The organism is Streptomyces sp. VRA16 Mangrove soil, from assembly GCF_017377775.1.
Classification (GTDB): domain Bacteria; phylum Actinomycetota; class Actinomycetes; order Streptomycetales; family Streptomycetaceae; genus Streptomyces.
Genome location: NZ_JAFVLN010000013.1, coordinates 16,318 through 41,640, shown reverse-complemented (window position 1 = coordinate 41,640; position 25,323 = coordinate 16,318). Strand labels below are relative to the sequence as shown.

General features: G+C 72.2%; 21 protein-coding genes. 9 read left to right on the top strand and 12 right to left on the bottom strand.

Going from position 1 to position 25,323, the window contains the following annotated elements:
• Positions 1-16 precede the first annotated feature (16 nt).
• Complete coding sequence (locus tag J3486_RS30010) at positions 17-685, bottom strand: DUF1266 domain-containing protein (RefSeq protein WP_229378844.1); 669 nt, start codon at positions 683-685, stop codon at positions 17-19.
• Positions 686-883: 198 nt separating this feature from the next.
• Here J3486_RS30010 and J3486_RS30005 point away from each other — a divergent pair, with 198 nt between their 5' ends.
• A complete protein-coding gene (locus J3486_RS30005) occupies positions 884-1,498 on the top strand; it encodes a LysE family translocator (protein ID WP_207825896.1) in 615 nt (204 codons plus the stop codon).
• A gap of 4 nt (positions 1,499-1,502) precedes the next feature.
• Here the strand turns inward: J3486_RS30005 and J3486_RS30000 are convergent, their stop codons facing one another.
• The 7 genes from J3486_RS30000 to J3486_RS29970 form a co-directional block, all read right to left on the bottom strand.
• Positions 1,503-2,810 carry a helix-turn-helix domain-containing protein gene (locus tag J3486_RS30000; protein WP_207825894.1) on the bottom strand — a complete coding sequence of 436 codons (1,308 nt, stop codon included), beginning with the start codon at positions 2,808-2,810 and terminating at the stop codon, positions 1,503-1,505.
• Positions 2,811-3,060: 250 nt separating this feature from the next.
• Positions 3,061-4,689 carry an acyl-CoA dehydrogenase family protein gene (locus J3486_RS29995; protein WP_207825889.1) on the bottom strand — a complete coding sequence of 543 codons (1,629 nt, stop codon included), beginning with the start codon at positions 4,687-4,689 and terminating at the stop codon, positions 3,061-3,063.
• A gap of 28 nt (positions 4,690-4,717) precedes the next feature.
• On the bottom strand, positions 4,718-5,692 hold the full coding sequence (gene sbnA / locus J3486_RS29990) for a 2,3-diaminopropionate biosynthesis protein SbnA (protein ID WP_207825888.1): 975 nt from the start codon (positions 5,690-5,692) through the stop codon (positions 4,718-4,720).
• Between the two features lie 41 nt (positions 5,693-5,733).
• A complete protein-coding gene (gene sbnB, locus J3486_RS29985; protein WP_207825887.1) occupies positions 5,734-6,753 on the bottom strand; it encodes a 2,3-diaminopropionate biosynthesis protein SbnB in 1,020 nt (339 codons plus the stop codon).
• Positions 6,750-7,748 (bottom strand): TauD/TfdA family dioxygenase, encoded by a 999-nt coding sequence (locus J3486_RS29980; protein ID WP_207825886.1) that lies wholly within the window; start codon positions 7,746-7,748, stop codon positions 6,750-6,752. The genes sbnB and J3486_RS29980 overlap by 4 nt, the downstream gene beginning before the upstream one ends.
• A gap of 13 nt (positions 7,749-7,761) precedes the next feature.
• The gene (locus J3486_RS29975; RefSeq protein ID WP_374194788.1) at positions 7,762-9,771 is read right to left on the bottom strand and encodes an amino acid adenylation domain-containing protein; all 2,010 of its coding nucleotides are present in this window, start codon (positions 9,769-9,771) and stop codon (positions 7,762-7,764) included.
• A gap of 5 nt (positions 9,772-9,776) precedes the next feature.
• Positions 9,777-12,200 (bottom strand): Pls/PosA family non-ribosomal peptide synthetase, encoded by a 2,424-nt coding sequence (locus J3486_RS29970; protein WP_207825883.1) that lies wholly within the window; start codon positions 12,198-12,200, stop codon positions 9,777-9,779.
• A 432-nt stretch (positions 12,201-12,632) separates the two neighbouring features.
• On the opposite strand from J3486_RS29970, the gene J3486_RS29965 reads away from it, so the two are divergent.
• Positions 12,633-13,784 carry a YihY/virulence factor BrkB family protein gene (locus J3486_RS29965; protein WP_207825882.1) on the top strand — a complete coding sequence of 384 codons (1,152 nt, stop codon included), beginning with the start codon at positions 12,633-12,635 and terminating at the stop codon, positions 13,782-13,784.
• A gap of 573 nt (positions 13,785-14,357) precedes the next feature.
• Here the strand turns inward: J3486_RS29965 and J3486_RS29960 are convergent.
• On the bottom strand, positions 14,358-15,242 hold the full coding sequence (locus tag J3486_RS29960; protein ID WP_207825880.1) for an NAD(P)H-binding protein: 885 nt from the start codon (positions 15,240-15,242) through the stop codon (positions 14,358-14,360).
• A gap of 80 nt (positions 15,243-15,322) precedes the next feature.
• On the opposite strand from J3486_RS29960, the gene J3486_RS29955 reads away from it, so the two are divergent.
• From J3486_RS29955 to J3486_RS29945, 3 genes are all read left to right on the top strand, one after another.
• Positions 15,323-16,273 (top strand): AraC family transcriptional regulator, encoded by a 951-nt coding sequence (locus J3486_RS29955; RefSeq protein WP_207825879.1) that lies wholly within the window; start codon positions 15,323-15,325, stop codon positions 16,271-16,273.
• Positions 16,270-16,971 (top strand): helix-turn-helix domain-containing protein, encoded by a 702-nt coding sequence (locus J3486_RS29950; protein ID WP_207825878.1) that lies wholly within the window; start codon positions 16,270-16,272, stop codon positions 16,969-16,971. Before J3486_RS29955 ends, J3486_RS29950 begins: the two co-directional genes overlap by 4 nt.
• A gap of 184 nt (positions 16,972-17,155) precedes the next feature.
• Positions 17,156-17,872 (top strand): DUF6250 domain-containing protein, encoded by a 717-nt coding sequence (locus tag J3486_RS29945; protein WP_207825877.1) that lies wholly within the window; start codon positions 17,156-17,158, stop codon positions 17,870-17,872.
• Positions 17,873-17,938: 66 nt separating this feature from the next.
• Here J3486_RS29945 and J3486_RS29940 read toward each other — a convergent pair whose 3' ends face one another.
• On the bottom strand, positions 17,939-18,307 hold the full coding sequence (locus tag J3486_RS29940) for a VOC family protein (protein ID WP_207825876.1): 369 nt from the start codon (positions 18,305-18,307) through the stop codon (positions 17,939-17,941).
• 99 nt (positions 18,308-18,406) lie between these two features.
• Between J3486_RS29940 and J3486_RS29935 the strand changes: the two genes are divergently transcribed.
• Positions 18,407-19,072: a DUF4389 domain-containing protein gene (locus J3486_RS29935; protein ID WP_207825875.1), complete on the top strand. Its 666-nt coding sequence runs from the start codon at positions 18,407-18,409 to the stop codon at positions 19,070-19,072.
• Between the two features lie 55 nt (positions 19,073-19,127).
• On the opposite strand, the gene mmuM is transcribed toward J3486_RS29935, so the two are convergent.
• Positions 19,128-20,123 carry a homocysteine S-methyltransferase gene (mmuM, locus tag J3486_RS29930; RefSeq protein WP_207825874.1) on the bottom strand — a complete coding sequence of 332 codons (996 nt, stop codon included), beginning with the start codon at positions 20,121-20,123 and terminating at the stop codon, positions 19,128-19,130.
• A gap of 77 nt (positions 20,124-20,200) precedes the next feature.
• A complete protein-coding gene (locus tag J3486_RS29925; RefSeq protein ID WP_207826239.1) occupies positions 20,201-21,028 on the bottom strand; it encodes an oxidoreductase in 828 nt (275 codons plus the stop codon).
• Positions 21,029-21,282: 254 nt separating this feature from the next.
• On the opposite strand from J3486_RS29925, the gene J3486_RS29920 reads away from it, so the two are divergent.
• The 3 genes from J3486_RS29920 (at position 21,283) to J3486_RS29910 (ending at position 25,308) form a co-directional block, all read left to right on the top strand.
• A complete protein-coding gene (locus tag J3486_RS29920) occupies positions 21,283-22,605 on the top strand; it encodes an MFS transporter (RefSeq protein ID WP_207825873.1) in 1,323 nt (440 codons plus the stop codon).
• The gene (locus J3486_RS29915) at positions 22,602-23,657 is read left to right on the top strand and encodes a family 43 glycosylhydrolase (protein ID WP_207825872.1); all 1,056 of its coding nucleotides are present in this window, start codon (positions 22,602-22,604) and stop codon (positions 23,655-23,657) included. The genes J3486_RS29920 and J3486_RS29915 overlap by 4 nt, the downstream gene beginning before the upstream one ends.
• 220 nt (positions 23,658-23,877) lie before the next feature.
• Positions 23,878-25,308, top strand: coding sequence for an RICIN domain-containing protein (locus tag J3486_RS29910; protein ID WP_207825870.1), 1,431 nt, complete (start codon positions 23,878-23,880; stop codon positions 25,306-25,308).
• Positions 25,309-25,323 lie beyond the last annotated feature (15 nt).

The following is a 25,323-nucleotide window of genomic DNA, read 5'->3' as shown; positions in this document are numbered from 1 at the left end:
GCTCCCCGGGAGCGGTTCAGCCGGTACGGACGCCGTCCGGCCGGCGGATCGTGTCCCAGGGGGCCAGATTCCACGGGCTCTTCGCCTCGGCCGGGTCCAGGAGACGGCGCAGATGGGCGTCGGCCGTGGCCTGCGGCGCGGGGAACGAGGCGTCGCGCGGGTCGGCGCGGCGCCCCAGATCGTCGCGCCACACCATCCGGCCGAGCAGATAGTGATCCGCGTACTCCTGCCAGGAGTTGTACGTGCGCGCGACCTGCGGGACCACGTTCTTGAGCAGGTTCCAGGCGTCCGCCTCCGTCAGCAGACCGCAGCCGAAACCGCGCCGCGTGAGGTCGGTGTACAGGGCGATGTCCCAGGCCAGCGGCTCGACGCCGAGGCGGGCGCGGGCCGCGGCGCGGTAGCCGGAGCGGGCCAGATCGCCGAGGCGGCCGATCAGCTGCTCGCGGGTGTGTATCTCCCACTCCTGCGCCAGCCAGTGCCGGGCCTTGTCGTCGGCCAGGTGCGTGAAGGGGTAGAGCGTGGTGCGCGACGCGTCGCGGTCGCGGCTGACCGGGGCGCTCAGCGAGACCATCCAGAGCTGGTGGAGCGTGAGCGGGGTGGGGTACTTCCGCTCGGCCCGCGTTCTGCCGGTGAGGATCTTTCCTGTGACACGAGTGAAGAGTGTGGACAGTGAGAGGTTCGCCATGGGGGCGGAGCGTACCCGGAGGGCGCCGCCCGCCCGGCCGCTCGCCGCCCCCCCCCGCGGAGTCGTCCTTCGGCCACATCCCGCACGGTTTCCGGTCATACGATCAGCAGGCGCCCGGGGCCGGTTCACCGCGCCGGGCACGATCGACTCCGCCCTCGACCGTGAGGGCCACCATGACGCACACAAGGAGACCGCCCGATGGGTCAGATCGTCGCCGTCGCCGTCATCACGGTCCTGGCCGTCATCAGCCCCGGCGCCGACTTCGCCATGATCACGCGCAACAGCTATCTCTACGGACGCGGCGCGGGGGTCTTCGCGGCGCTGGGGATCAGCCTGGGCGTCCTGGTCCACGTCACCTACACCATCCTCGGTGTGGGGCTCGTGCTGACGAGGACCCCGGTGCTGTTCACCGTCGTCAAGGTGGTCGGCGCCTGCTACCTGATCTGGATCGGCCACAAGACCTTCTCGGCCCGCGCCCAGAGCGGATCCGGCCCGGACGGGACCGCCGCGGGACTGAGCCGGCTGCAGTCGCTGCGCACCGGGTTCCTGACCAACGCGCTCAACCCGAAGACCATGCTGTTCGTCCTCAGCACCTTCAGCCAGGTCGTCCACCACGACACGCCCCTGGCCCAGCAGATCGGCTACGGCCTGTTCATGTCCCTGGCGCACCTGATCTGGTTCACCCTGGCCGCCTGCCTGTTCTCCGTGCCCGCGCTGCGCACCCGCATGCTGGACCGGCAGCGCGGCCTGAACCGCACCATCGGCTCCGTCCTGGTGGCGCTCGGGCTCTCCCTGATCTTCGTGTCCGCCTGAGACATCAGGGCAGCGGCGACCTGGCCCTGACCACGGCGGGCGCCGCCGAGTGCGGCAGCAGGTCCAACGGGTCGCCCGGCAGCACCACGTCGACCTCCGCCTCCTCCGCGAAGCGGTACGGGCGGTGCGCCAGCAGGGTGCCGAGATAGCGGCGAACCCGGGACATCTCCGCGCGCACCGTCACCGTGCGCCGCGGGTCGCCGAACAGGTCGTCGGCCAGGTCCGCCGCGGTCCGCCCGTGCGGATGCCGGGCCAGGAGATAGAGCAACTCGGCGTGGCGCGGGCTGAGTTCGTGGCACCAGGAGGCGGCGCCGCCCGTCACCTGTAGGACCGGGCGGCGCGGCCGGCCCAGGTCCAGGGTGATGCGCGTCGTGGCCAGCGGTTCGGGGACGTCCTCCGCCGGGATCAGCAGCCAGCCGCCGGGCAGCGGCGTCGCCCGGCAGGTGCCGAGCGAGGGGATCCAACAGGCGCCCTCCGCAAGGGACCTGGGCAGCGCCACCCGCTCCGGCAGCGGCATCCCGGTGACCGCGGCGGGCCAGCCGTGCCGGTCGACGGCGAGCGCCCGGCCGCCCATCCGGGCCAGCAGCGGGGCGGCCACCGCGCGCAGCCGCTCCAGACCGCCCATGTGCTGCTCGCGCAGCCGGGCCTCGGCCAGCCGCGCCACCGACGTGACCCAGGACAGCGTCGCCGGGTGCATCGTCTCCAGCGGCCCGCTGACGGTGACGGCGCCGATCAGCCGCCCGTCGCGCGGGTCCGTGAGCGGTGCGCCCGTACAGGTCCACTGGTGGTGCGAGCGCACGAAGTGCTCCGCGGAGAACACCTGGATCGGGCGGCGGGTCACCAGCGGCGTCCCCACCCCGTTCGTGCCGACGACGCTCTCCGCCCAGTGCGCGCCCACCAGATAGCCGTGCCGGTCGCCCTTGCGCAGCACCGCCGGATGCCCCTCGCGCCACAGGATCCGGCCGTCCGCGTCGCTGATCACCATGATGTGCTGCGCGGCCTCCGCGACCGCCGCGCCCGCCGCGCCCTCCACAAGGGCCTCGCGCAGCACCGGCAGCACCGGGAGGAGCGGGGACGACTGGCGCCGTTCCTCCACCTCGTCCACACTCAAAATCCCCGAGCGGAAGTCCTGTTCCGGATCGACGCCGTCCCGCAGCATCCGCCCCCAGGACTCACCGATCACCGTCCGCGGCAGCACCTGTGGCCGCCGGCCCGAGAGCGTGGCCTCGCGCACGCCCTTGAGCAGCCGGGACGCGAGGGCCGTGTCCATCGCGGACAGACGCGCCAGATCGATCGTCGAGTCGTTGTTCATCCCTGAATCCTCGGTCTGCGGGAGGTGTGCCGGGGGCCGCACCGCGGCGCGGGCTCCCGGCCACGCCAAGGTTCGGACGTATGAAGGAACGTTGCAACCCCCTGCAACCCTGGCGAACAGCCGTGCGGCGTTTGAAACTGGGAGCAACGCCGCCTGGACGGCGCTCAAGCCTCTCAAGGGGCCTCTGAATGCGGGGATGGTGCCGTGTCGGCGCAGCACCATCCCCGCACCAGTCATCCGGGCACGGACGTCAGACGGGCCGCGCCCGCTCCACGAGTTCGGCCAGGTCCAGCGAGTGCGGCAGCGTGCCGAACGCCGCGCCGCCGTCCCCGCCCAGCCGCGCGGCGCAGAACACGTCCGCGACCTTGGCCGGCGCGAACCGCACCAGCAGCGACCCCTGCAGCACGAGCGCGATCCGCTCCGCGAGCCGCCGCGCCCGCGCCTCGATGCCGTCCAGGTCGCCGAGTTCCGTCAGCAGACTCTTCACCGCCGCGTCGAGACGATGGTCCGCGCCGCGCGCCCTGCCGATCTCCACGAGGAACGCGTTGAACGCCTGCGGCTCGCGCTGCAACGTCCGCAGCACGTCCAGGGCCTGTACGTTCCCCGAGCCCTCCCAGATCGAGTTCAGCGGCGACTCGCGCAGCAGCCGCGGCATGCCCGACTCCTCCACGTACCCGTTGCCGCCGAGGCATTCGAGGGCCTCCGCCACCAGCGGCGTACAGCGCTTGGTGACCCAGTACTTGGCGGCGGGCACCGCGATCCGCAGGAAGGCGCGTTCCTGAGGGTCCCCGGCGTCGTACGCCGCCGCGAGCCGCAGCGCCAGCGCCGTCGCCGCCTCCGATTCGAGCGCCAGATCGGCCAGCACGTTCGTCATCAGTGGCTTGTCGAGCAGCCGGCCGCCGAACGCCTCGCGGTACGTGCAGTGGTGCACCGCCTGCGCCACCGCCTGCCGCATCAGCGCCGCGGAGCCGAGCACGCAGTCGAGGCGGGTCACCGCGACCATCTCCATGATGACGCGCAGCCCGTGCCCCTCGTCGCCGACCCGGAGCGCCCGCGTCCCGTCGAACTCGACCTCGGCGGAGGCGTTCGAGCGGTTGCCGAGCTTGTCCTTGAGCCGCTGGAGGGCGAACGGGTTGCGGCCGCCGTCGTCCAGCACCCGCGGCACCAGGAAACACGTCGGACCCGCGTCGGCCTGCGCGAGGACCAGGAACCCGTCCGACATCGGCGCGCTGCAGAACCACTTGTGGCCGGTGAGCTCGTACCCGCCGTCGCCGGTCTCCCGCGCCCGCGTCGTGGCGCTCCGTACGTCACTGCCGCCCTGTTTCTCCGTCATCCCCATGCCGAACAGCACTCCGGCCTTCTGCCGGGCGGGGCGCAGCCCGGCGTCGTAGACCGTCGAGGTGAGCAGCGGCTCCCACACCTCGGCGAGGTCCGGCTGTGCGCGCAGTGCCGGCACCGCGGCGTGCGTCATCGACAGCGGGCACAGATGGCCCGCCTCGACCTGCGCCCAGACCAGGAACGCGGCCGCGCGCCGGACATGACCGCCCGGCCGGTGCCACGCGGAGGTGAACCCGGCGGAGACGCCCTTGCCGAGCAGCCGGTGCCAGGCCGGATGGAACTCCACCTCGTCGATCCGGTGGCCGTAGCGGTCGTGCGTGCGCAGGGTCGGCGGGTGCTCGTTCGCCAGCCGGCCCCACTCCTGGGCCTGGGCCGAACCGGCCGTGCGGCCGAGCAGTCCGAGCTCCGTGCGCGCCTCGTCCAGAAGACCGGGTGCCAGGTGCCGGGCCACACCCTCGGTGAGCGCCCGGTCGGTGGTGAAGACGTCGTGCCCCGTCAGGGGCGGGGGCTGGTTCCCCACAGTGTGCGTGCTGCCTGCCATGCCTGGAACCTACCTGCGCCGGGCCGGTTCAACCGGTGCGCGCCATCACCGCCATGGGCTCGTGGGCCGTCTGTTCCGACGGTGGCCAGCCGTCGCGGTACACCGTGTCGAGATACCGCTCCCCGAGGTCGGGGGCGATGGCCACCGCGGTGAGACCGCGCCGCCCGTGCCGGGCCAGCCACTGGTCGGCGCCGCTGACCACCGTGCCCGTCGACCCGCCGAACAGGAAGCCGCGGCGCGCCAGCCTGCGGCACACCTCCACCGCGTCGCTCTCCCGGACATGGACGACGTCGTCGATGTACGAGGTGTCGAGCAGCGGCGGCCGGACCCCGGCCCCGAGCCCGGGGATCAGCCGGGGCCCGGCCGGCCCCCCGAACGTCACCGAGCCGACGCTGTCGACGGCGACGATGCGCACCCGGCGCCGCCACTGCCAGAACCAGCGGGCGCACCCCATCAGCGTCCCCGTGGTGCCGGCCCCCACGAACAGCACGTCCAGGTCGGGGAAGCGCCGGGCGACGGCCGGGGCCGTGGTGCGGAAGTGTGCCCGCCAGTTGCCGCGGTTGCTGTGCTGGTCGAGCCAGACGTACCGGTCGTCGGCCGCGCACAGCCTCCGTACGTACGCGAGCCTGGCCCCCAACAGGCCACCGTGCGCGGTCGGTTCGCGCACCACGTGGACCTGACTGCCGAGCGCCCGCATCATCCGGATCGTCGGCTGGTTGCAGCGCACGTCGGTGATGCACAGGAACCGGTGGCCGCGGTGGGCCGCGATGATGCTCAGGGCCACCCCCAGGTTCCCCGACGACGATTCGACCAGGACCGAGCCCGGCCGCAGCAGCCCGTCGCGCTCGGCTGCGTCGACCATCTCGGTGGCCGCCTTCATCTTGATGGACCCGGCGAAGTTGAACCCCTCGCACTTGAGGAAGAGCGGCAGACCGACCGTCGCCCGAAGGTCGACGTAGAGCTCCTCCTCGTTGAACTGCGCGGGATCGTCGATGACTGGCATGGTTCGTCCCGCCCCCCTCTCCTCAGTGACGTTCTTCTCGGTCAGCCGTGTCGGCGCAGCTCGTGGAAGAACCCGTCCACCACGTGCAGCCGCCCCCTTCGGGCCACCTCGTCGTGGACGAACCGGCCGACGGCCAGATCGAGTACCCCCAGTCCGAACGGCGAGAACACCACCGTCCGGTCGTCCGGGACACGGCTACGCCCCGCCAGTACGTCGGCGAGCGTGCCGTCGACGAACTCCCTCCCCCCGGTGAGCTGTTCGGCCAGATGCGGCGAGGTGTCCGCCTTCAGACAGTGCTCGACGTCGTCGACGTAGTTGGCGGACGCCAACAGGATCCGCGGCGCGAGATCGCGCAGCGAGACGTGCAGCACCAGCGGATGGTGGCCGAACCAGTCCGGTTCATGGACATGCGGCCGCGCCGCCACGGTGGCGAACACGATCAGATCGCAGTCGCGGACGAGCGGTTCGGGGGACGCGTGCACCGTCACCGTCCCCTTCGTGCCCGCCCGCTCCAGATAGGCGCGGAACCCCGCCGCGCTGTCCGGCGCCACGTCGTACACACCCGTCTCCTCGAACTCCCAGCCGGCGGCGGCGAGATGGGAGTGGATGTAGCGGGCGATCAGGCCGGTGCCGATGAAGCCGACCCGGGTCGGACGCGTCCGGGTACGGCTGAGCCGGTCCGCCGCGAGCGCCGCGGAGGCCGCCGTGCGGGTGGCGCTGATCACCGAACTCTCCAGACAGGCATACGGATAGCCGGTGTCGGGATCGTTGAGGATCAGCACGGCGGAGGCCCGCGGCAGACCCGACGCGGTGTTCTCCGGGAAACTGGAGATCCATTTCAGTCCGTCGACGCGCAGTGCCCCGCCGAGCGAGGCCGGCAGCGCGATGATGCGGTCCCGGGGCCGGTCCGGAAAGCGCAGGAAGTACGACGGCGGGTTCACGGTCCCGCCCGCGTCGTGCAGCCGGTACACCGCCTCGACCAGCTCCCCGATCTCCTGCTCCCGCCCCTCCAGGACCTGTTGGACCTGCTCGCCGGGGATCACCGCGAAGGTGGGGGTCATACGGCGCCCACCTCGATCGTCGGCGCGCAGTCGGCGAGCCGGACCGGTTCCGCGAGCGCGGCGAGCACCTCGCGCGGCCCGTCGAACGGGTCCCGGCTGTGCGCGGTACGGACGTTGTCGACGAGCAGCAGATCGCCGGCGGCCCAGCGGGTGCGCACGGTGTGCTGCTCGTACACCTCGTTCAGGAGGCGTACGACGTCCTCGTCGATCGGATCGCCGTTGCCGTACCGGGTGTTGAAGGGCAGCCCGTCGGGCCCGTACTCCTCCGTCAGGTACGCGCGCACCTCCGGCTCCATCGTCCACTCGCTGAGGAACGCGATCTGGTTGAACCAGACGCGCCGCCCGTCCACGGGGTGGCCGACCACGGCGGACCGGTGCTGCCGGGTGTGCAGCGAACCGTCGCCGCGCCAGGCGCAGTCGATGGCGTGCGCGCGGCAGTACGCGGTGACGGCGGCCCGGTCGTCGGTGCCGAACGCCTCGGCGACCGACGCCCCGATCTCCTCGTGGTACGCCCGGGTGAGCAGCCACCCCTCCTGCTCGAACCGTTTCGTCAGCCCCGCGGGGAGCGCGTCGAGGACGGCGCCCGCGTCGGCGAGCCCGGTGGCGCCGCCGCTCGCCGGTGCCTCCAGGCAGGCGAAGAGCATCAGCCCCGGGAACTCCAGGGCGTAGCTGACCTCGTGGTGCATGCACATCTGCTGGTTCGGCGGCCACTTGGTCGCCGAGTACACGCCGTTCCCGTACGTGCGCCGGGGCGCGAAGGGCTCCCGGTCGGGCATCAGGGCGTCGGCGCAGCACCGGAAGACGGCCGCCGCGGCGCCGGGATCGGCGAGCGCGAGCCCGCGCACGAGCAGCGCGCCGTGCGCGGCGACGGCGGCCCGCAGCGTGTCGCGGTGCCGGGCCGTCCAGCCCTCCGGGTCGCCGGCGCCGTCGGCGGCCAGCAACGGAGGGCTGTCGGGTGACAGCTGGATGTCTGGGGACGGACTGGAGAGCGGCATGCGGGTGCGGCTCCTAACCGTTGAGAAGGCGGGCCAGGTCCGCGAGGACCGGATGGCGGACGACGTCCTTGAGGGTGATGGCCCGGTCGAGGGCGATCACCAGTTTCACGGCGGCCAGCGAGCTGCCGCCGAGGTCGAAGAACTGGTCGTGGCGACCGATGCGGGCCACGGGTACCCCGAGCACCTCGGCCCAGGCGCCGGCGACTTGGCGTTCGGCGGCCGTGCGCGGCGGGTCCGCCGCCGCCTCGTCGAGCCGCTCGGCGAGCGCGGTCAGGGCGCGGCGGTCGACCTTGCCGTTGCCGGTCAGCGGCAGCCGCTCCCGCCAGTGCACGGTGTACGGCACCATGTAGGGCGGCAGGAAACCTGCCAACTCCGCGCGTACGTCGCTGCGTCGACGCCCCGTGCAGAACGCGGCCAGGTGCGTCCCGCGCACCACGACCACCGCCGCGTCCCGCACGCCCGCCACCCGCAGCAGCGCGTTCTCGATCTCGCCGAGCTCCACCCGGAAGCCGCGGATCTTCACCTGACTGTCGCGCCGGCCCAGGAACTCCAGCTTCCCGTCGGGACGCCAGCGCCCTTGGTCGCCGCTGCGGTACAGGCGCTCGCCCGGCCGGTACGGGTCCTCGCCGAACGCCGCCTTCGTGCGCTCCGGATCGTTGACGTAGCCGCGCCCGACGCACACCCCGGAGAAGACGATCTCGCCGGGGGCGCCGAGCGGAACCGGCAGCAGGTCCTCGTCGACGACGTAGATCCGCACATTGGCGACGGGCCGCCCGAGCGGCACCCGGTCACCGTCCGGCGCCCGGTCCATCACCTCGTGGTTGGTGTCGTCCGAGGTCTCGGTCAGCCCGTACGCGTTGACGAGCCGGACACCGGGACGGGCGGCGAACCAACGCCGCACCAGCTCCGCCCTGACCGCCTCCCCGGTCACCGACACGCACCGCAGATCCGGCAACTCCCGTGGGCGGGCGTCGAGTTCGGCGAGCACGGCCTCCAGGTAGGAGGGCACCACCTGCAGCACGTTCACCCGGCACCGCTCCACCGTCTCCACGAACCGCGGCACGTCCAGGATCGTGTCCTGCCCGACGACGCACGTGCGCCCGCCGGCGACGAGACCGGCCACCAGCTGCCACAGCGAGATGTCGAAGCACTGCGGCGCGGTCTGCGCCACCACGTCACCCGGTCCCACACCCAGGTCCGCGATCTTGGCGAGCACGTGGTTGAGGAACCCGGCGTGCTCGCACATCGCCCCCTTGGGCTCGCCGGTGGAGCCGGACGTGAAGTAGATGTAGGCGAGCTGGTCCGCGGCGACGGACACGCCGGTACCGGTGCCGGGATGGCCCTCGGCCAAGGCGTCCGCGACCGACAGCGTGCCGCCCTCGTCGGCGACCACGAGCGAGCAGTCCGCCCGCCGCAGCATCCCCGCGATTCGTTCCTCGGGGAAGTGCGGCTCGACGGGGAGATACACGCCGCCCGCCTTGAGGACGCCGAGCACCGCGGCCGCCCACTCCGGGCCGCGCTCCATCACCACGGCGACGACCCCTTCGGGCCGCAGCCCGCGGGCCAGCAGCGCCCGGCCCACCTGGTTGGCACGGGAGTCGAGTTCGGCGTACGTCCACCGCCGCTCGCCGCACTCGACGGCGATGTCCCCGGGGCGCGCGGCCGCCTGCTCCTCGAACAACTCGTGCACCCGCCGGTCGGGGAGCGCGCGGACCGGGCCCGCCAACTCCGCCAGCTGGTGGTGGAGTTCACGCTCGGAGAGCAGGCTGCGGCGCAGCGGGCCGGTCAGCGCGGCGATGTGATAGCCCGCGATGCGCTCGGCCGCCGCACGGTCGTAGCGGTCCGGGCGGTAGCGCAGCCGCAGCGTGCGGCGCGCGGTGACCGCCACGTGCAGGGCGCTCTCGTCGCGCTCGGCCGACAGCGCGGCGAGCACCCGTCCGTGGGCCGCGTCGAGCGCCGCCGCCGTCGCCGACAGGCCCTCGGGAAGCGGGACTTCACACACATCCGTCTCGATCGTCGTCACGTCGCTCACCTCTCCACCGCCGGATTTCCGCCCCAGCGCGCCCCGGCCGGCATCTGTTCGCCCTTCATCAGGAAGGAGTCGGGGCCGAGCACGGCCCCGTCGCCCATCACGACGCCGTAGTGCACGAGCGCGCCCGTCCCGAGCGTGCAGCCCGCACCGAGCACGATGCGGTCGGACTTGAACGTGCCGTCCTCCTGCGAGTGCGCCTGCACCTTGGTGTGCGCGCCGAGCGTGCAGTCGTCGCCGATCGTCACCAGGGTCCGCTCGGTGATGTTCGCGCCGTCGTCGAAGACCCGGCGGCCGATCCGCACCCCGAGCGCCCGCCACACCAGAGCCTTGAAGGGCGTCCCGTTGAAGACCACCAGATGGTTGTCCGGCACCTTCCACAGCCGCTCGTGCCACCAGAAGTACGGGTCGTAGATCGAGCACAACCGCGGCTGCAGCGGCCGGAACCGGCACAGCAGCCGCTCCACGAGCACGTAGTAGCCGGTGCTGAACGCGAGCCCGGCGACCATCGCCGCCCCGACCAGCAGACCGGTCGCCCCGCCGTACGTGTCGTACAGGTCGAACGCGACGAGCCCGAGGAGGCAGAGCACGAACCAGTGCAGCCAGCGCACCCCGAGGAACAGCACCATCGAACGGAGGTTGAACCGGTTCTTCGCGGCGAGCCTGCGCCGCAGCTCGGGGCCCTCCCGCAGATGGTCGAAACGGCTGTCGCGCTCCACCGAGCGCGGGATCTCGAACGCGGGGGAACCGAGCAGCCCCACGCCCTCGCGCACCTCGCCGTCGAGCGGCACGAGCACCTTCGTCGCGAGCAGACAGTTCTCGCCCGTGCGTGCGCCCGCCGGGTACGCGATGTGGTTGCCGAGGAAGTTGCGCGCCCCGATGGTGGCGCGCGCGACGCGGAACGAGGTGCCGGAGAAGTCCGCGTTGAGCACCGAGAGCCCGTCGGCGACCATCGTGCCGCTGCCGACCGTGGCCAGGTACGGCGTCTCGTGCTGCACCTCCGTACCGAAGTTGGAGCCGGTCTGCTCGACGTGCGACAGGTCGTACCCGATGGACTTCAGATAGCCGACGATGTACGAGCTGTCGCCGCACAGCCACTTGAAGAACTTGATGTTCGTCATGCGGGCGATCGCGCGCTGCACCGCGTAGTGGAAGCCGTACAGCGGATAGGTCCGGTCCTCGCGCAGCAGTGGCCGCAGCGCGCGCGGCACCAGCGACACGGCGGCGAAGCCGAGCACCAGGAACGCGGCGAAACCGGCGAGCGACAGGCCGAGCGCCTCGGCGTAGAAGGCCGGTGACACCAGGTTGCTCTCGCCGGGCGAGAGCAGCGCGTCGAGCGCCGGCACCTCGGTCAGCAGCAGATACGTACCGCCGACCGCGAACGGCACGTACAGCAGGAGCATCTGCGCCAGCGCGCCGCACGCGTATCCGGCGCGGCGTCGGGCCGACGTACGGGCGGGCGGTACGCGCACGTAGTCGACGTCCGTACGGCGCGCGGGGGAGCCGTGCCAGTGCTCGCCCGTCGGGACGGCCGCCCCGTCGTACAGGGCGGAGGCATGACCGAGTTGGGTGCCGTCCCCCATCGACGTACCGATGTCGAGGACGGTCTTCTCACCGACGTACGCACCCCGGCCGATGGTCACCGGGCCGGTGCGGATCCGTCCCGCGTGCGCGCGGTAGCCGAGGAAGTGCGCCTCCTTGCGGACCACCGTGCCCGCGCCGATCGTCAGCAGGTCCGTGCAGACCGGCACGGCGCGCGACAGGATCGTGACCCCGGGACCGATGCGCGCGCCGAGCATCCGCAGATAGCCGTTGTAGAGCGGGTTGCCGACGAACAGCACCATCGGGTTCGCGTGCAGCAGCGCCTTCACCATCCAGAAACGGACGTACGCGAGCGACCACACCGGGAACTCGGTCTCCCGCCACCGGCCCACCAGCAGCCACTTCAGGGCGACGGGCAGCAGGCACGCACCGGTGAACAGGGACGCGCCGAACACCACCGAGCGCCCGTACACGGCGACGGCGCCGGAGCCCGCCGCGATCCAGTCGTAGCCGCGCGCGGTCACGAGTCCCGCGGCCGCGCAGTACCCGGCGAAGACCAGGAACTGCAGCACGCCACAGAGCACATGGCGGGCCGTGGAGGCGGGCGGCGCCGGCGGTTCGGGCGGTACCGCGGTGGCCGGCCGGAAGGCCGGGGCCGCGTCGAGCGCGGCGGCCAGGCTGCGGATCGTGGGATGGCCGTACACGTCCTTCATGGACACCGACGGCAGGTCGGCGCGCTTGCGGACCCGTGCACAGAAGTGCGCCATGACAAGGGAATTGGCGCACAAGTCGTCGAAGAAATGGCTGTCGGGCGGTACGTGATCCTGCCGCACGACGCCTGCCAGAACTTCAGCGAGAACACGTTCGGTGCCGTTCGCCACTGGTGCTCCTCGTGGTTATAGCTGTTGTTGCTGAAAAGCAGGAGCAAACGGTGAAATGCGCGCCACGAACGGCGCGCCTCTGCAACGGGCATGGCCCGAAACCCCCGATGTCCCCCCAGGTCCGCTGCGCTCGCACGGCCCCCCGCCGGTCGCAACGAATACAATCCGGATTCTTTCTGGAATTTCATGAACGGTTCAACCCGGATTCAACGTTTGGCGCTTTTCGGTGCCCCGGCTCTGACGCGCTCATGCCGTTCCGTCTTTATGCGGCGCGTCCCGCCGGGGAACTCACTCGGAAGACGGTGTAAGAACGCGGAACGGTTCCCGGCACGCGCCCCGGAAATTCGGCCAGCGCGGATCGGACGGCGACCGGCGCGCGGGGGCCCGGCACCGGGGATGGGTGCCGCCGCGTGTGACGGATACCTTTAGGTCGTGCAGCCAGCAAGTGAATCCCCCCAGCCGCAGGGCCGTCTCCACCGGGCGCGTGTGCTCTATCAGAACGTCTCCAAGCGCAGGACCGCATGGCTGCTGCTCAAGGACACCGTCAACTCCTGCATGGAGTACCGCATCCTGGGCCTCGCCGCCGAGGCCGCGTTCTTCACGCTGCTCTCGGTGCCGCCGCTGCTGCTGTCGCTGGTCGGGCTGCTCGCGTACGTGGACGCGTGGACCGGCGCCAACACCATCGAGGGCGTCCGCGACAACATCCTGGAGGCCTCCCGCACCGTCCTCACCGACCAGGGCGTGAAGGAGATCGCGGAACCGATCCTGGACGACGTCATCAAGGGCGGCCGGCCGGACGTCATCTCGATCGGTTTCCTCATCTCCCTCTGGTCGGGCTCCCGCGCGGTCTCCACGTTCGTGGACACGGTCACGGTGATGTACGGCCTGGACGGGGTGCGCGGCATCGTGAAGACGAGGCTGCTCGCGTTCCTGCTGTTCCTGGTCGGCCTGGTGGTCGGCTCGGTGGCGCTGCCGCTGATGATCGCGGGGCCGGACGCGGTGATCGGCCTCGTGCCGTGGTCGGAGACGCTGGTCCAGATCCTGTACTGGCCGGTCGTGCTCATCCTCTCCATCGCGTTCCTGACGACGCTGTACCACGTGTCCGTGCCGGTCCGTTCGCCCTGGATCGAGGACGTGCCGGGGGCGCTCGTCGCTCTCGCCATGTGGATCCCCGGCAGTTTCCTGCTGCGCCTCTACCTCACGAACACCATCGAGGGCCCCACCATCTACGGCTCCCTGGCCGCACCCGTCGCCGTGCTGCTGTGGATCGGCGTCTCGGCGTTCGCGGTCCTGGTCGGGGCCGCGGTGAACGCCGCGATCGACCGGGTGTGGCCGTCGGTGGCCACCGCCGCGGCGCGGGCCGCCAACGATCGGGTCCGCACCGCTGCCGCCGCCGAGCTCGTCGCCCGGTCGGCGGCGGCGCGGTCGACCGCGCCGCCGGATCCCGACGACCCGGACATGCCGTCCGAGTTCCCCGAACGCTGGTCCAAGTTCCTCCCTCCGGAAGACGTCACGTCCCGCCTCCGCACGTCCCACACCCGCCGGGACCCCCCACAAAGCGAAGACGAGGACGCAACCCCGTAGCCCACCGCCCCGGCCCTGCTCGGTCCCCCCGCCTCGGGCAACCTGTCGCGTGCCCCCGCCGCCTCGGGCCATCCGCCGCGTGCCTCCGCCGCCTTGGGCCATCTGCCGCGTGCCTCCGCCGCCTTGGGCGATTCGCCGCCGCGGGCCGCGCCGCCTTGGGCAATCTGCCGCCCGCCACGGCCGCCTTGGGCTTTCCCGTCCCGGTCGGCTGCCGCGCCGCCTTGGGCAATCTGCCGCCTTGGGCGGCAGGGTGGGCAAGGCGGCGCCCCGGCGCGGGGTGAGCGTTCCCACCGGCGTCCAGCTCGGTCCCGGTCGCGGTCTTGCCGGGTGCGGCTCCGGTGGGGGCTGGTCGCGCAGTTCCCCGCGCCCCTGCGGGGCACGACCACCGTCGGTCGCGCCCGCGCGGCGGAGCCGCAGATCGACATAGCCCCGCGCCCCTGCGGGGCACGACCACTGCCGGTCGGGCCCGCGCGGCGGAGCCGCAGATCGATACAGCCCCGCGCCCCTGCGGGGCACGACCAAGGCCGCATTTCGAGGCAGCCCCGCGTCCCTGGCGGGGCTCGGGCATGGGGCCTACTTCCAGGCGCCCTCCGCCGCCGCATCCCGCGCGAACCGGGCGAAGGAGCGCGGAGCCCGCCCGAGAACCCGTTCCACGTCCCCGGTCAGCGACGCGTTGCGCCCGTCGAGCAGCACCGAGAAGAGGTCCACCAGAAATCCGACCTCGGCCTCCGGCACCCCGAACTCCAGCAGCGCGCCCCCGTACTCCCGCACCGGCACCGCCACATACCGCTTCCCGCCCCCGGCCCCGGCCGCCCGAGCGACGACCCCGAGCGCCTCGCCCCACGTCAGCAACTCGGGCCCGGTCAGCTCCAGCACCCCCGCGGGCTCCCGCAGCGCGGCGACCGCCACCTCCGCGATGTCCCGCACGTCGATGAACGGCTCCCGCAGCGCGTCCGGCGCCGCGAACGCCAGCTCGGACCCCCGCACCTGCTCCGCCAGCGGCCCCTCGCTGAAGTTCTGGTCGAACCACGCGCACCGCAGCACCGTCCACTCCGCGCCCGCACCCCGCAGCGCCTCCTCCGTGGGCAGCGCCTGATCCTCCCCGCGCGCCGAGAGCAGCACGAGCCGGCGCACCCCGAGCGCCACCGCCCGCCGCGCCACCGCCCCCACCGCCTCGGCGGCGCCGGGCGCCCCGACGTCCGACGGATACGCCAGATACGCCCCGTCGGCGCCGCGCAGCACGGCGTCCCACGTCCCCGGGTCCGCCCAGTCGAACCGGACCTCGCCCGAGCGCGAGGCCGCCCGCACGGTGAGCCCCGCGGCCCGCGCCGCCTTTGCGACCCGGCTCCCGGTCCGCCCCGTCGCCCCGGTCACCACCACGGTCATCGTGTCCTCGGTGATGTGCTGTGTCGTGTTCTGTTTCGTGTTCTGCGTCGTGTTCTGTGTCGTGTTCGTCATGCCTTCACTCAACCGCCGGGCACCGCCCCGGAACATCGCCGAACCGCTCACCCCCATACGCGTCCGTCTACGCTGGCCGCATGGACGTATTCGCAGGGCTCCTGGAGGGACCGCGAGCCCGTGGTGCCTTCATGATCCGGGCCTCGTTCGAGGTGCCGTGGTCGGTGCGGATCGCCGACGAGGCGCCGCTCACCGTCATGGTCATGGACCGCGGCGACGCGTGGATCGTGCCGCAGGGCCCGGCCGGCGACGGCGACCCCGTGCACATCCGCCCCGGCGACATCGCCATCGCCCGCGGCCCTGACCCGTACGTCTGCTGCGACGCCCCGGCGACCGCGCCGCGCGCCGAGATCGGTCCCGGACAGGTCTGCCGGCCGCTCGGCCCCGCGCACGTCGGCCGCTACAAGGACCTCGGGGTGCGCGAGTGGGGCGAGGCGCCGGACGGGCCGGCGCAGATGCTCATCGGGACGTACCAGATGCGCGGCGAGATCACGGCCCGGCTGCTCGACGCCCTGCCGCCGCTGCTCGTGCTGCCGACCGAGGTGTGGCAGTGCCCGCTGACCCCGCTCGTCGCCGAGGAACTCGTGAAGGACGAGCCGGGCCAGGAGGTCGTCCTCGACCGCCTCCTCGACCTGCTGCTGATCGCGTCGCTGCGGGCCTGGTTCGCCCGCCCCGAGGCCGACGCGCCCGCCTGGTACCGGGCGCTCGGCGACCCGGTCGTCGGCCGGGCCCTGCGGCTGATCCAGGACGATCCCGCCCATCCGTGGAGCGTCACCGAACTCGCCGAGAAATCAGGGGTGTCGAGGGCCGCGCTCGCCCGCCGCTTCACCGAACTCGTCGGCGAGCCCCCGATGACGTACCTGACGAACTGGCGCCTCGCGCTCGCCGCCGACGCCCTGCGCGACGGCGACGCAGGAGCCGAGGCGACGGTCGCCGCGATAGCCCGCCGCGTCGGGTACGGCAGCGCGTTCGCCCTGTCCAGCGCGTTCAAGCGGGTGTACGGGGTGAGCCCGCAGGAGTACCGGACATGACCGGGCCCGGCGGCTACCGTGAGCGGCCCGCGCGGCTGCCCGGCGCCGTCGTGTGGACACGCACCGTCGACCCGGCCGCCGGGCCCGCCGCGCCCGTGCTGCCCGACGGCTGCATGGATCTGCTGTGGGTGGCGGGGGAGTTGCGGGTCGCGGGACCCGACACCCGGGCCCACCACCCGGCACCGGACGCCGTCACCGAGTACGCGGGCATCCGGTTCGCCCCGGGCGCCGCCCCCACCTACCTCGGCGTCCCCGCCCATGAACTGCGCGACCAGGGTGTCGCCCTGGCCGACCTGTGGCCGGCCGCCCGGGTGCGCCGCCTCGCCGAGCGCATCACCGAGTCTCCCGACCGGGCTGCGGAGCTGGAGGCCGTGGCCCTGCGCCTGGTCCGGGCGACCGGCCCGCCCGACCCCCTGCTCTCCGGTGTCGTACGCACCCTGCGCGAGGGCGCCACCGTCGCCGAGACGGCCCGCCGCTCCGGCCTCAACCCCCGCCTCCTGCACCGCCGTTCCCTCACCGCCTTCGGCTACGGCCCCAAGACCCTGGCCCGCATCCTCCGCCTCCAGCGCGCCCTCGCCCTGGCCCGCGCGGGCACCCCCCTGGCCGAGACCGCCGTCCGCGCCGGGTACACGGACCAGGCCCATCTCGCCCGCGACGTGCGGGACTTGACGGGCAGCACGCTCACTCGCCTGCTCTGAAGCAAGCCCGGCGGGCCACCCCCGTGGAAGATCTGGGGCGAACTCCGCGGAGGGCTGTGCGTTCGTGTGCGGAGTGTTGCGGTTGTGTGGCGTGTTCCGTGAGGATCTGGTGTCGATGCGCTTCGACGGCCATCGTGGACCACCGCGCCGTGCCGCGCCCAGCCGCCCCCGTCAAGGAGCCCGCATGTCCAGCCTCCCCGTCCCCTCCCGCCGTACCTTCGGCGCCCTCCTCGCGGGCGCCGCCACGGGGGCACTGCTGCCCGCGGGCCTGGCCTCGGCGCAGCCGCGCGCAGGCCGGCTCATCGCCCGTGACACCTTCCGGCACGGACTGCGGAATTGGGCCGTCGAGCTGGAGAAGGGCGGCAGCGTGACGGCCTCGGGCGGCGTCCTCGACATCGACGTACCGGCCGGTGCCAGCATCTGGTTCCGGCAGCGTCTGTCGGGCCCGTACGTCATCACGTACACGGCCACCGCCGTCGACGAGGGCGGCGTCAACGACCGCGTCTCCGACCTCAACAACTTCTGGAACGCGACCGACGTCCGCTCGCCCGACGACCTCTTCGCCACCGCCCGCACCGGCGCCCTCGCCGACTACGACTGCCTGAAGACCTACTACTCGGGCTTCGGCGCCAACTACAACACCACGACGCGGCTGCGCCGCTACGTCGGCGAGAGCGGGGTGCGCCCGCTGATCTACGACTACACGGAGCCGCTGCTCACCGCGAACGAGCCGAACCGCGTCCGGATCGTCTCCGACGGCTCCACGGTGCAGTGGTGGAACAACGGACGGCTCGTCTTCGACTACACCGACCCGGAGCCGTACACCGGCGGCCACTTCGCGTTCCGCACGACGTGGAGCCACTTCCGCCTCGCCGACTTCGAGGTACGCCGCCTCCGCTAGGGCCGGTCCTCACTTTCCCCCTGCCCCGCACCTGTGCGCCACCCATGGATCGCTGTGCGCGGGCTGTCAGGCGAACAGGTCGACCTGATTGCCGTCCGGATCGTGCACGACCGCGTACCGCTGCCCCCAGGGCGCGTCGAACGGCTCGCTCTCCCCGTGGTGCCCGGCCGCGGTCACCTTCTCGTACGCCGCGTCGACGCCGGCGGCGTCACTGCAGTGGAAGGCGAGCGCGATCCGGCCGCGGCCGCGGTCCGCCGCGTCCCCGTCCGGGTCGAACATCAACCGGATCCCGTCGGCCGGCGCCGTCTCCACGTGCGGCAGTTGCTCGGCGCCGTCGGGAAACACGAGGCCGAGGAGACGGTAGAAGGCGAGCGAGGCGGCCAGATCGGAGGTGCCGACGCCGATGGCGTCCATGCGGATGCTGATGTCGTTCATGACGCCGACCGTAGGGGCGCGGCTCGTGACCCGTCTTGTACGAAACGGACGCGTACCGTCTCCTTGCGCACCGCCGCCGACGCTCGTACACGGATGCGTATGACCTCTGCACCGGTGTCCTCAGCGACAGATCGGCCGATCGGCCCGGTGACCGTGGAAGCGGATTACGACCCCGCGCTGTCCCGGTGGCTGTGGCTCGTCAAGTGGCTCCTCGCCCTACCTCACTACCTCGTCCTCGCCCTCCTGTTCGTCGGGTTCGCCGTCGTGTGGGTGATCGCCCTGTTCGCGATCCTCTTCACGGCCCGCTTCCCGCGCGTCCTCTTCGACTACAACCTCGGGGTGCTGCGCTGGGCCTGGCGCGTCACGTACTACACGTACGGCTCGCTCGGCACCGACCGCTATCCGCCCTTCACCCTGGGCCCGGCCCCCGACTATCCGGCCCGGCTCGACATCGCCTACCCGCAGCGGCTCTCGCGCGGGCTCGTCCTCGTCAAGTGGTGGCTGCTCGTGCTGCCGCAGGCGCTGCTGGTGTCGATGATGGTGGGCGGCACCAGCTGGGCGGGCGGCGTCGCCGGACTGCTGGTCTTCTACGCCGGCGTCGCGCTGCTGTTCACCGGCGGCTACCCGCGCGGCATGTACGACTTCAACGTCGGGCTGCACCGGTACGCCGCCCGGGTCACCGCGTACTCCGCTCTGATGACGGACGTCTACCCGCCGTTCCGGCTCGACCAGGGTGGCCGGGAGCCCGCCCGCACAGCGCTCTGACGCGCACCGGAACAGTACCGGAATCCGACGCACCGGCCCGACTCGCCCCCGGCGGTCACCTGCCGGGGGAGCGCCGTGGACCAGGGCCGGACGGTGACGTACGAGGCGCGGACCGGGCCCGCTCCGCGGTGAGCTCCCGGGCGATCGCCGCGATGCCCTCGGGCCCGACCCGGCAGCAGCCGCCGATCAGCCGCGCCCCCTGCCCGGCCCACGCGCCGACCTGCCCCGCGCTGAACGCCGACCCGCCCTTCCAGGCCCGCGCCCGCGCGTCCCACCGCTCCCCGCTGTTGGGGTAGACGACGACGGGCTTCCCGGTGACCTCGGCCGCGATCCGCACCGCGTCGTCGGCGTCCCGCGGTGCGCAGCAGTTGACGCCGACGGCCACGATCTCCTCGACGTCGGCGGCGAGCGCGAACGCCTCGGCGAGCGGCTGCCCGGCGCGGGTGCGCCCGCCCTCGACGGAGTAGGACAGCCAGGCCGGCACGGCGAGTTCCCGGACGAGCGTGAGCAGGGCCCGCGCCTCTTCGGCGTCCGGCACCGTCTCCAGGGCGAGCACATCGGCCTCGGCGGCGGCGAGCACCTGCAGGCGCGGCCGGTGGAACGCGACGAGTTCGTCGACGCTCAGCCCGTAGCGGCCTCGGTACTCGGACCCGTCGGCGAGCATCGCCCCGTACGGGCCGACGGACGCGGCCACCCACAGCGGCCGGCCGGTGTCCGTGCGGCGGGCCGCCTCGCGTGCCAGCTCCACGCTGGACGCCATGAGCCGGGCGGCCTCCGCACGGCCGATGCCGCGCCTGCCGAACCCCTCGAAGGTCGCCTGATAACTGGCGGTGATGGCGACGCTCGCCCCCGCCGTGTAGTAGGCCCGGTGCGCCGCGACGATCGCCTCGGGCTCCTCGGCGAGCAGCCGTGCCGACCACAGCTCGTCGCTCAGGTCGTGCCCCGCGGCTTCGAGCTGGTTCGACATGCCGCCGTCGAGGACGACGGGTCCCGCGGCGAGGGCGGCGCGGAGTGACGGGGCGGAGGCGGGCGGGGCGGCGCTGGTGGACATGGGTCGACGCTAACCGAGAGACACCAGGAACCACCGTGGGCGTCCGCCATGTGAATCCCGGATCCGACGGTTCCGGCTCAGGTGTCGAGGGCCGTGTCCCGGGTGACCTTCTCCCAGGCGGCGACGTCCGCGCGCACCGCGTCGAGGTGGGCGAGGACCGCGTCCACCCCCTCGTTGCCGAGCGGCAGGTGCAGCGGTGTCACGTCCGCCGCCAGCGCCGCGATGACGGCCCGCGCCGCCTTGGCCGGGTCGCCCGGCTCCTTGCCGGTGGCCTCGGCCATCGCGGCGCGGCTCGCGCCGACCGTCGGCTCGTAGTCGGGCAGGTCCGTGCTCCACGTGGTGCTGTGCATCAGATTCGTGCGGAACGCGCCGGGCTCCACCACCAGGACCTTGATGCCGAGCGGCGCGACCTCCTGCGCCAGTGCCTCGGAGAAGCCCTCCAGGGCGAACTTCGTCGCGCTGTACGCCGACACCCCGGGGAACGATCCCTGCCCGCCCATGCTGCTCATCTGCACGATCGCGCCGGAGCGCCGCGCACGCAGGTGCGGAAGGGCCGCGCGGACCAGTGCGGCGGGGCCGAAGAAGTGCACCTCGAACAGGTCGCGCAGCTCCGCGTCGGTGGTCGCCTCGGCCGAACCGACGTGCCCGCGGCCCGCGTTGTTCACCAGCACGTCGATCCGGCCGTGCCGGGCCACGACCTCGGCGACCGTGGCGTCGATCGCGGCCGGGTCCGTCATGTCCAGCGGCAGCGCCTCGACCCGCCCCGGGTGCGCCTCGGCCAGATCCGTCAGCGTCTCGGGCCTGCGGGCGGTGGCGACGACCAGATCGCCCTCCGCGACGGCCGCCGTGACGAAGGCGCGGCCGAAGCCGCTGTTGGCGCCGGTGATCAGCCAGACCTTGTCCATCGTCCATCCCCAACTCGTCGATGTGCGGCGGGACTTCGGTGCCCGCGCCGCTTCCAGGCTCGCGCAGTCACCGGGCGGCCGTCCAAGTCCTTCTCTCATGACGGTCGGTTATGGCGGGTGCGGTGCGCGCCCCGGCGGACCCGGCAGTTCCGTCGGACCCGTTGACCTCCTCGTAACACGCCCTTACGGTCTCCGTGTTCGTAATGACGATTGACGTTCGGGATATCGAACGGATCGGTGAGGGGAGAAGCGCGATGGAGCGCCGGGTCTTGGCCAGGGTGGCGGGGCGGTTGCTGCCGCTCCTCGGGCTGTTGTATGTGATCGCCTACATCGACCGGTCCAACGTCGGCTTCGCGAAACTGGAGCTCCAGGACGAACTGGGCGTCGGCGCCACGGCGTTCACCCTCGGACAGGTCTTCTTCTTCACCGCGTACGCCCTGCTCGAAGTGCCCAGCAACCTGATGCTGCACAAGGTCGGCGCCCACCGCTGGATCGCCCGGATCCTGTTCACCTGGGGCCTGGTGACGATCGCGACCTGCCTCGTGCAGACGACCTGGCAGTTCTATCTCGCCCGGTTCGCGCTGGGCGCCGCGGAGGCCGGGTTCTTCCCCGGGGTGCTCTACTACCTCTCCCGCTGGTTCCCCGGAAGTCATCGCGGGCGGGCCATCGGGGCGTTCATGCTCGCCGCGCCGGTCTCGTTCATCATCGGCAACCCCGTCATGGGCGCCCTCATGGACCTGCACGGAACGTGGGGGCTCGACGGCTGGCAGTGGGTCTTCCTCGCCACCGGCGTCCCCGCCGTCCTCGTCTCCCCGCTCGTCCTCGCCCTGCTCCCGGCCGGACCCGAGAACGTCACGTGGCTGTCGGGGCAGGAGAAGCAGTGGCTCGCCCGCGCCCTCGACGCCGACCGGGCCGGCGCCGGCGACCAGCCGCACCGCACCCTCGGCGTGCTGCGCGACCGGCGTGTGCTGACCGCCGCCGTGTTCTTCCTCGCCTTCCCGCTCTCCACGTACGGGCTCTCCTTCTGGCTGCCGACCATCATCGACGGCTTCGGTGATCTGACGACCACTCAAGTCGGTTTCGTGTCCGCGATCCCGTACGTGTGCGTGGCCGTCGGGCTTGTCGTCGTACCGCGGCTCGTGGCCCGCCGCGACACCCCGTACCTGTGGACCGCCGTGATGCTCGCCCTGACCGTCGCCGGGTTCACGGTCGCCGCGCTGTTCTCCTCGCCCGTCGTCCAGATGCTCGGCCTGTGCGCGGCCGCCGTCGGCGGATACGCCGCCCAGCCCGCGTTCTGGGCGCTCATCCCGCGCTTCCTCACCGGCGCCGCGGCGGCCGCGGGCATCGCCGCGGTCAACGCCGTCGGCAACCTCGGCGGCGGCTTCGGGCCGCTCGGCATCGCCGCCGTCGTCGACTCCACCGGATCCGCCCTCACCGGCCTGCTGTTCCTGCTCGCGGTCGCCGTCCTCGGCCTGCTCGCCGTCCCGCTGCTGCGCCGCGCCCTGACCGCCGAGCCGTCCGTCTCCGCCGATTCCGTCGCCACCGCCACTGCGTCCCAGGAAAGGCAGTCCGCATGACGCCCCCCGAACTCCCCTCCCGCAGAGGTCTGTTGATGGGCACGGCCGCGGCCGGCGCGCTCGCCGCGCTGCCCGGGACCGCGCACGCCGCGCCCGGCCACGGCCGGACCTGGCGCAACCCGCTCGTCGAGCGGCGCGCCGACCCGCACATCCACCGGCACACCGACGGCTTCTACTACTTCACCGCCACGGCCCCGGAGTACGACCGGATCGTCCTGCGCCGCTCCCGCGCCCTTCAGGGCCTGACGACCGCCGACGAGTCGGTCATCTGGACCAAGCACGCCACCGGGAACATGGGCGCGCACATCTGGGCGCCGGAGATCCACCCCATCGACGGCAAGTGGTACATCTACTTCGCGTCCGCGCCCGCCGAGAGCGTGTGGGACATCCGCATCTGGGTCCTGGAGAACGCCAACGCCGACCCCTTCGAGGGGAGTTGGACGGAGAAGGGGCAGATCAAGACGGCCTGGGAGACGTTCTCCCTCGACGCCACCACCTTCACCCATCGCGGCGAGCGCTATCTCGCCTGGGCGCAGCACGAGCCCGGCCTGGACAACAACACCGGTCTGTGGCTGTCCCGGATGGCGAACCCATGGACCCTGACGGGACCTCAGGTCCGGCTGTCCACGCCGGAGTTCGACTGGGAGTGCATCGGCTACAAGGTCAACGAGGGCCCGTCCGTCATCGCCCGCAACGGACGCGTCTTCCTGTCCTACTCGGCCAGCGCCACCGACCACCACTACTGCATGGGCCTGCTCACCGCCGACGCGCACGCCGACCTGATGGACCCGGCGTCCTGGGCCAAGTCGCCGACCCCCGTCTTCACCAGCAACGACACCACCCGGCAGTACGGTCCGGGCCACAACTGCTTCACCGTCGCCGAGGACGGCCGCACCGACGTCCTCGTCTACCACGCCCGCCAGTACAAGGAGATCGAGGGCGACCCGCTGCACGACCCGAACCGGCACACCCGCATCCAGCGCCTCGGCTGGAAGCCCGACGGCACCCCCGACTTCGGCATCCCGGTCGCCGACGCACCGACGGACTCCTGAGCGGGTCCGCCGCCCCCCCCGGTCGGCCGCCGCCGCGCTCGTGACCGCACGAACCGAGCGCGGCGGCGGCACTCTTCGCGGGTCGCACGCGTGCCTTCCCGTCCCATTGACCTCCCTGAGGCACCCTCGTACGGTCTTGGCGTTCGCGATCTCACCCGTTGTTCGACCTACCGCACGCTCCGTCAGGGGTGGCGTGCGCCGACAGAGCCCCGGAGACCGCATGAGCCGCAACCGCCCCCGCAGCTTCCGCTTCTTCCTGATCGCCCTGGCCCTGGCCCTGTCGTCGGCCGGGCTCCTCCTCACCGCCGGCACCGCCCAGGCCGCCGCGCAGACGATCCCCAACGGCACCCAGTTCACCACGAGTTCGGGTGACGCCCTGCACGCCCACGGCGGCGGCGTCATCAAGGTGGGGTCGTACTACTACTGGTTCGGCGAGCACCGGGCCGACGACAACACCTTCCAGTACGTCGACGCGTACCGCTCCACCGACCTGAAGAACTGGGAGTTCAGGAACCACGTCCTGACCCGCTCCAGCGCGACTGAGCTGGCCTCCGCGAACATCGAACGCCCGAAGGTCATGTACAACGCGGCCACCGGCACGTTCGTCATGTGGATGCACAAGGAGAACGGCAGCGACTACAGCGAGGCCCGCGCCGCCGTCGCCGTCTCCGACACCGTCGACGGGAACTACACGTACCGGGGCAGCTTCCAGCCGCTCGGCCAGTACATGTCCCGCGACATCACCGTCTTCACCGACACCGACGGCACCGGCTACATGGTCTCGGCCGCCAACGAGAACTACGACCTGCACGTCTACAAGCTCACCGCCGACTACACCGGCATCGACAGCCTCGTCGCCAACCCGTGGCCCGGCGGCCACCGCGAGGCCCCGGCCCTCTTCAAGCGCGGCGGTGTCTACTTCATGCTGACCTCCGGCGCCACCGGCTGGAGCCCCAACCAGCAGCAGTACGCCACCGCCACCTCGCTCGCCGGCTCGTGGAGCGCGATGAAGAACGTCGGCGACTCGACGGCGTACGGCTCGCAGACCGCGTACGTCCTTCCCGTGCAGGGCAGTTCGGGGACCTCGTACCTCTACATGGGCGACCGCTGGGGCAATTCCTTCGGCACGAACGTCAACGGCTCCCGGTACGTGTGGCTGCCGCTCACCTTCAGCGACTCCACGACCATGAGCATGAGCTGGTCCCCGGAGATCACCGTCGACACGGCCACGGGAACCGTCACCGGCACCAGCGCCACGTACAACACCCTGATCGCCCGGCACAGCGCCAAGTGCGCCGACGTCCCGAACCAGTCCCTCCTCGCGGGCGTCGCCGTCTCCCAGTACACCTGCAACGGAGGGAACAACCAGAAGTTCTGGTTCAAGGACGTCGGCGGCGGCTACTCCGCGCTGGTCGGCCGGCAGAGCTCCCTGTGCCTGACGGAGAACGCCACGAACGTGACGCAGGAGAACTGCACCGGCGCGGCCGACCAGCAGTGGACGGCGACGGCGTCCGGCGGTTACTGGACCCTCAAGGCCCGCACCACCGGCGAGTGCCTCGATGTGAACGGCGCGTCCACAGCCAACTCCGCGTCGCTCATCACGTACACCTGCAGCGGGGCAACCAACCAGCAGTGGACCAGGGGTAGTTGATCGCTCCTCGAACGC

Bases quoted from the DNA above. Each gene is read 5' to 3' on its own strand.
- J3486_RS29920 (WP_207825873.1), top strand. From the start codon at position 21,283: ATGGAGCGCCGGGTCTTGGCCAGGGTGGCGGGGCGGTTGCTGCCGCTC.
- J3486_RS29955 (WP_207825879.1), top strand. From the start codon at position 15,323: ATGGACGTATTCGCAGGGCTCCTGGAGGGACCGCGAGCCCGTGGTGCC.
- J3486_RS29950 (WP_207825878.1), top strand. From the start codon at position 16,270: ATGACCGGGCCCGGCGGCTACCGTGAGCGGCCCGCGCGGCTGCCCGGC.
- J3486_RS29910 (WP_207825870.1), top strand. From the start codon at position 23,878: ATGAGCCGCAACCGCCCCCGCAGCTTCCGCTTCTTCCTGATCGCCCTG.
- J3486_RS29940 (WP_207825876.1), bottom strand. From the start codon at position 18,307: ATGAACGACATCAGCATCCGCATGGACGCCATCGGCGTCGGCACCTCC.
- J3486_RS29935 (WP_207825875.1), top strand. From the start codon at position 18,407: ATGACCTCTGCACCGGTGTCCTCAGCGACAGATCGGCCGATCGGCCCG.
- sbnB (WP_207825887.1), bottom strand. From the start codon at position 6,753: ATGACCCCCACCTTCGCGGTGATCCCCGGCGAGCAGGTCCAACAGGTC.
- J3486_RS29960 (WP_207825880.1), bottom strand. From the start codon at position 15,242: ATGACGAACACGACACAGAACACGACGCAGAACACGAAACAGAACACG.
- J3486_RS29995 (WP_207825889.1), bottom strand. From the start codon at position 4,689: ATGGCAGGCAGCACGCACACTGTGGGGAACCAGCCCCCGCCCCTGACG.
- J3486_RS29925 (WP_207826239.1), bottom strand. From the start codon at position 21,028: ATGGACAAGGTCTGGCTGATCACCGGCGCCAACAGCGGCTTCGGCCGC.
- J3486_RS30010 (WP_229378844.1), bottom strand. From the start codon at position 685: ATGGCGAACCTCTCACTGTCCACACTCTTCACTCGTGTCACAGGAAAG.
- mmuM (WP_207825874.1), bottom strand. From the start codon at position 20,123: ATGTCCACCAGCGCCGCCCCGCCCGCCTCCGCCCCGTCACTCCGCGCC.
- J3486_RS30005 (WP_207825896.1), top strand. From the start codon at position 884: ATGGGTCAGATCGTCGCCGTCGCCGTCATCACGGTCCTGGCCGTCATC.
- sbnA (WP_207825888.1), bottom strand. From the start codon at position 5,692: ATGCCAGTCATCGACGATCCCGCGCAGTTCAACGAGGAGGAGCTCTAC.
- J3486_RS30000 (WP_207825894.1), bottom strand. From the start codon at position 2,810: ATGAACAACGACTCGACGATCGATCTGGCGCGTCTGTCCGCGATGGAC.
- J3486_RS29980 (WP_207825886.1), bottom strand. From the start codon at position 7,748: ATGCCGCTCTCCAGTCCGTCCCCAGACATCCAGCTGTCACCCGACAGC.
- J3486_RS29915 (WP_207825872.1), top strand. From the start codon at position 22,602: ATGACGCCCCCCGAACTCCCCTCCCGCAGAGGTCTGTTGATGGGCACG.
- J3486_RS29945 (WP_207825877.1), top strand. From the start codon at position 17,156: ATGTCCAGCCTCCCCGTCCCCTCCCGCCGTACCTTCGGCGCCCTCCTC.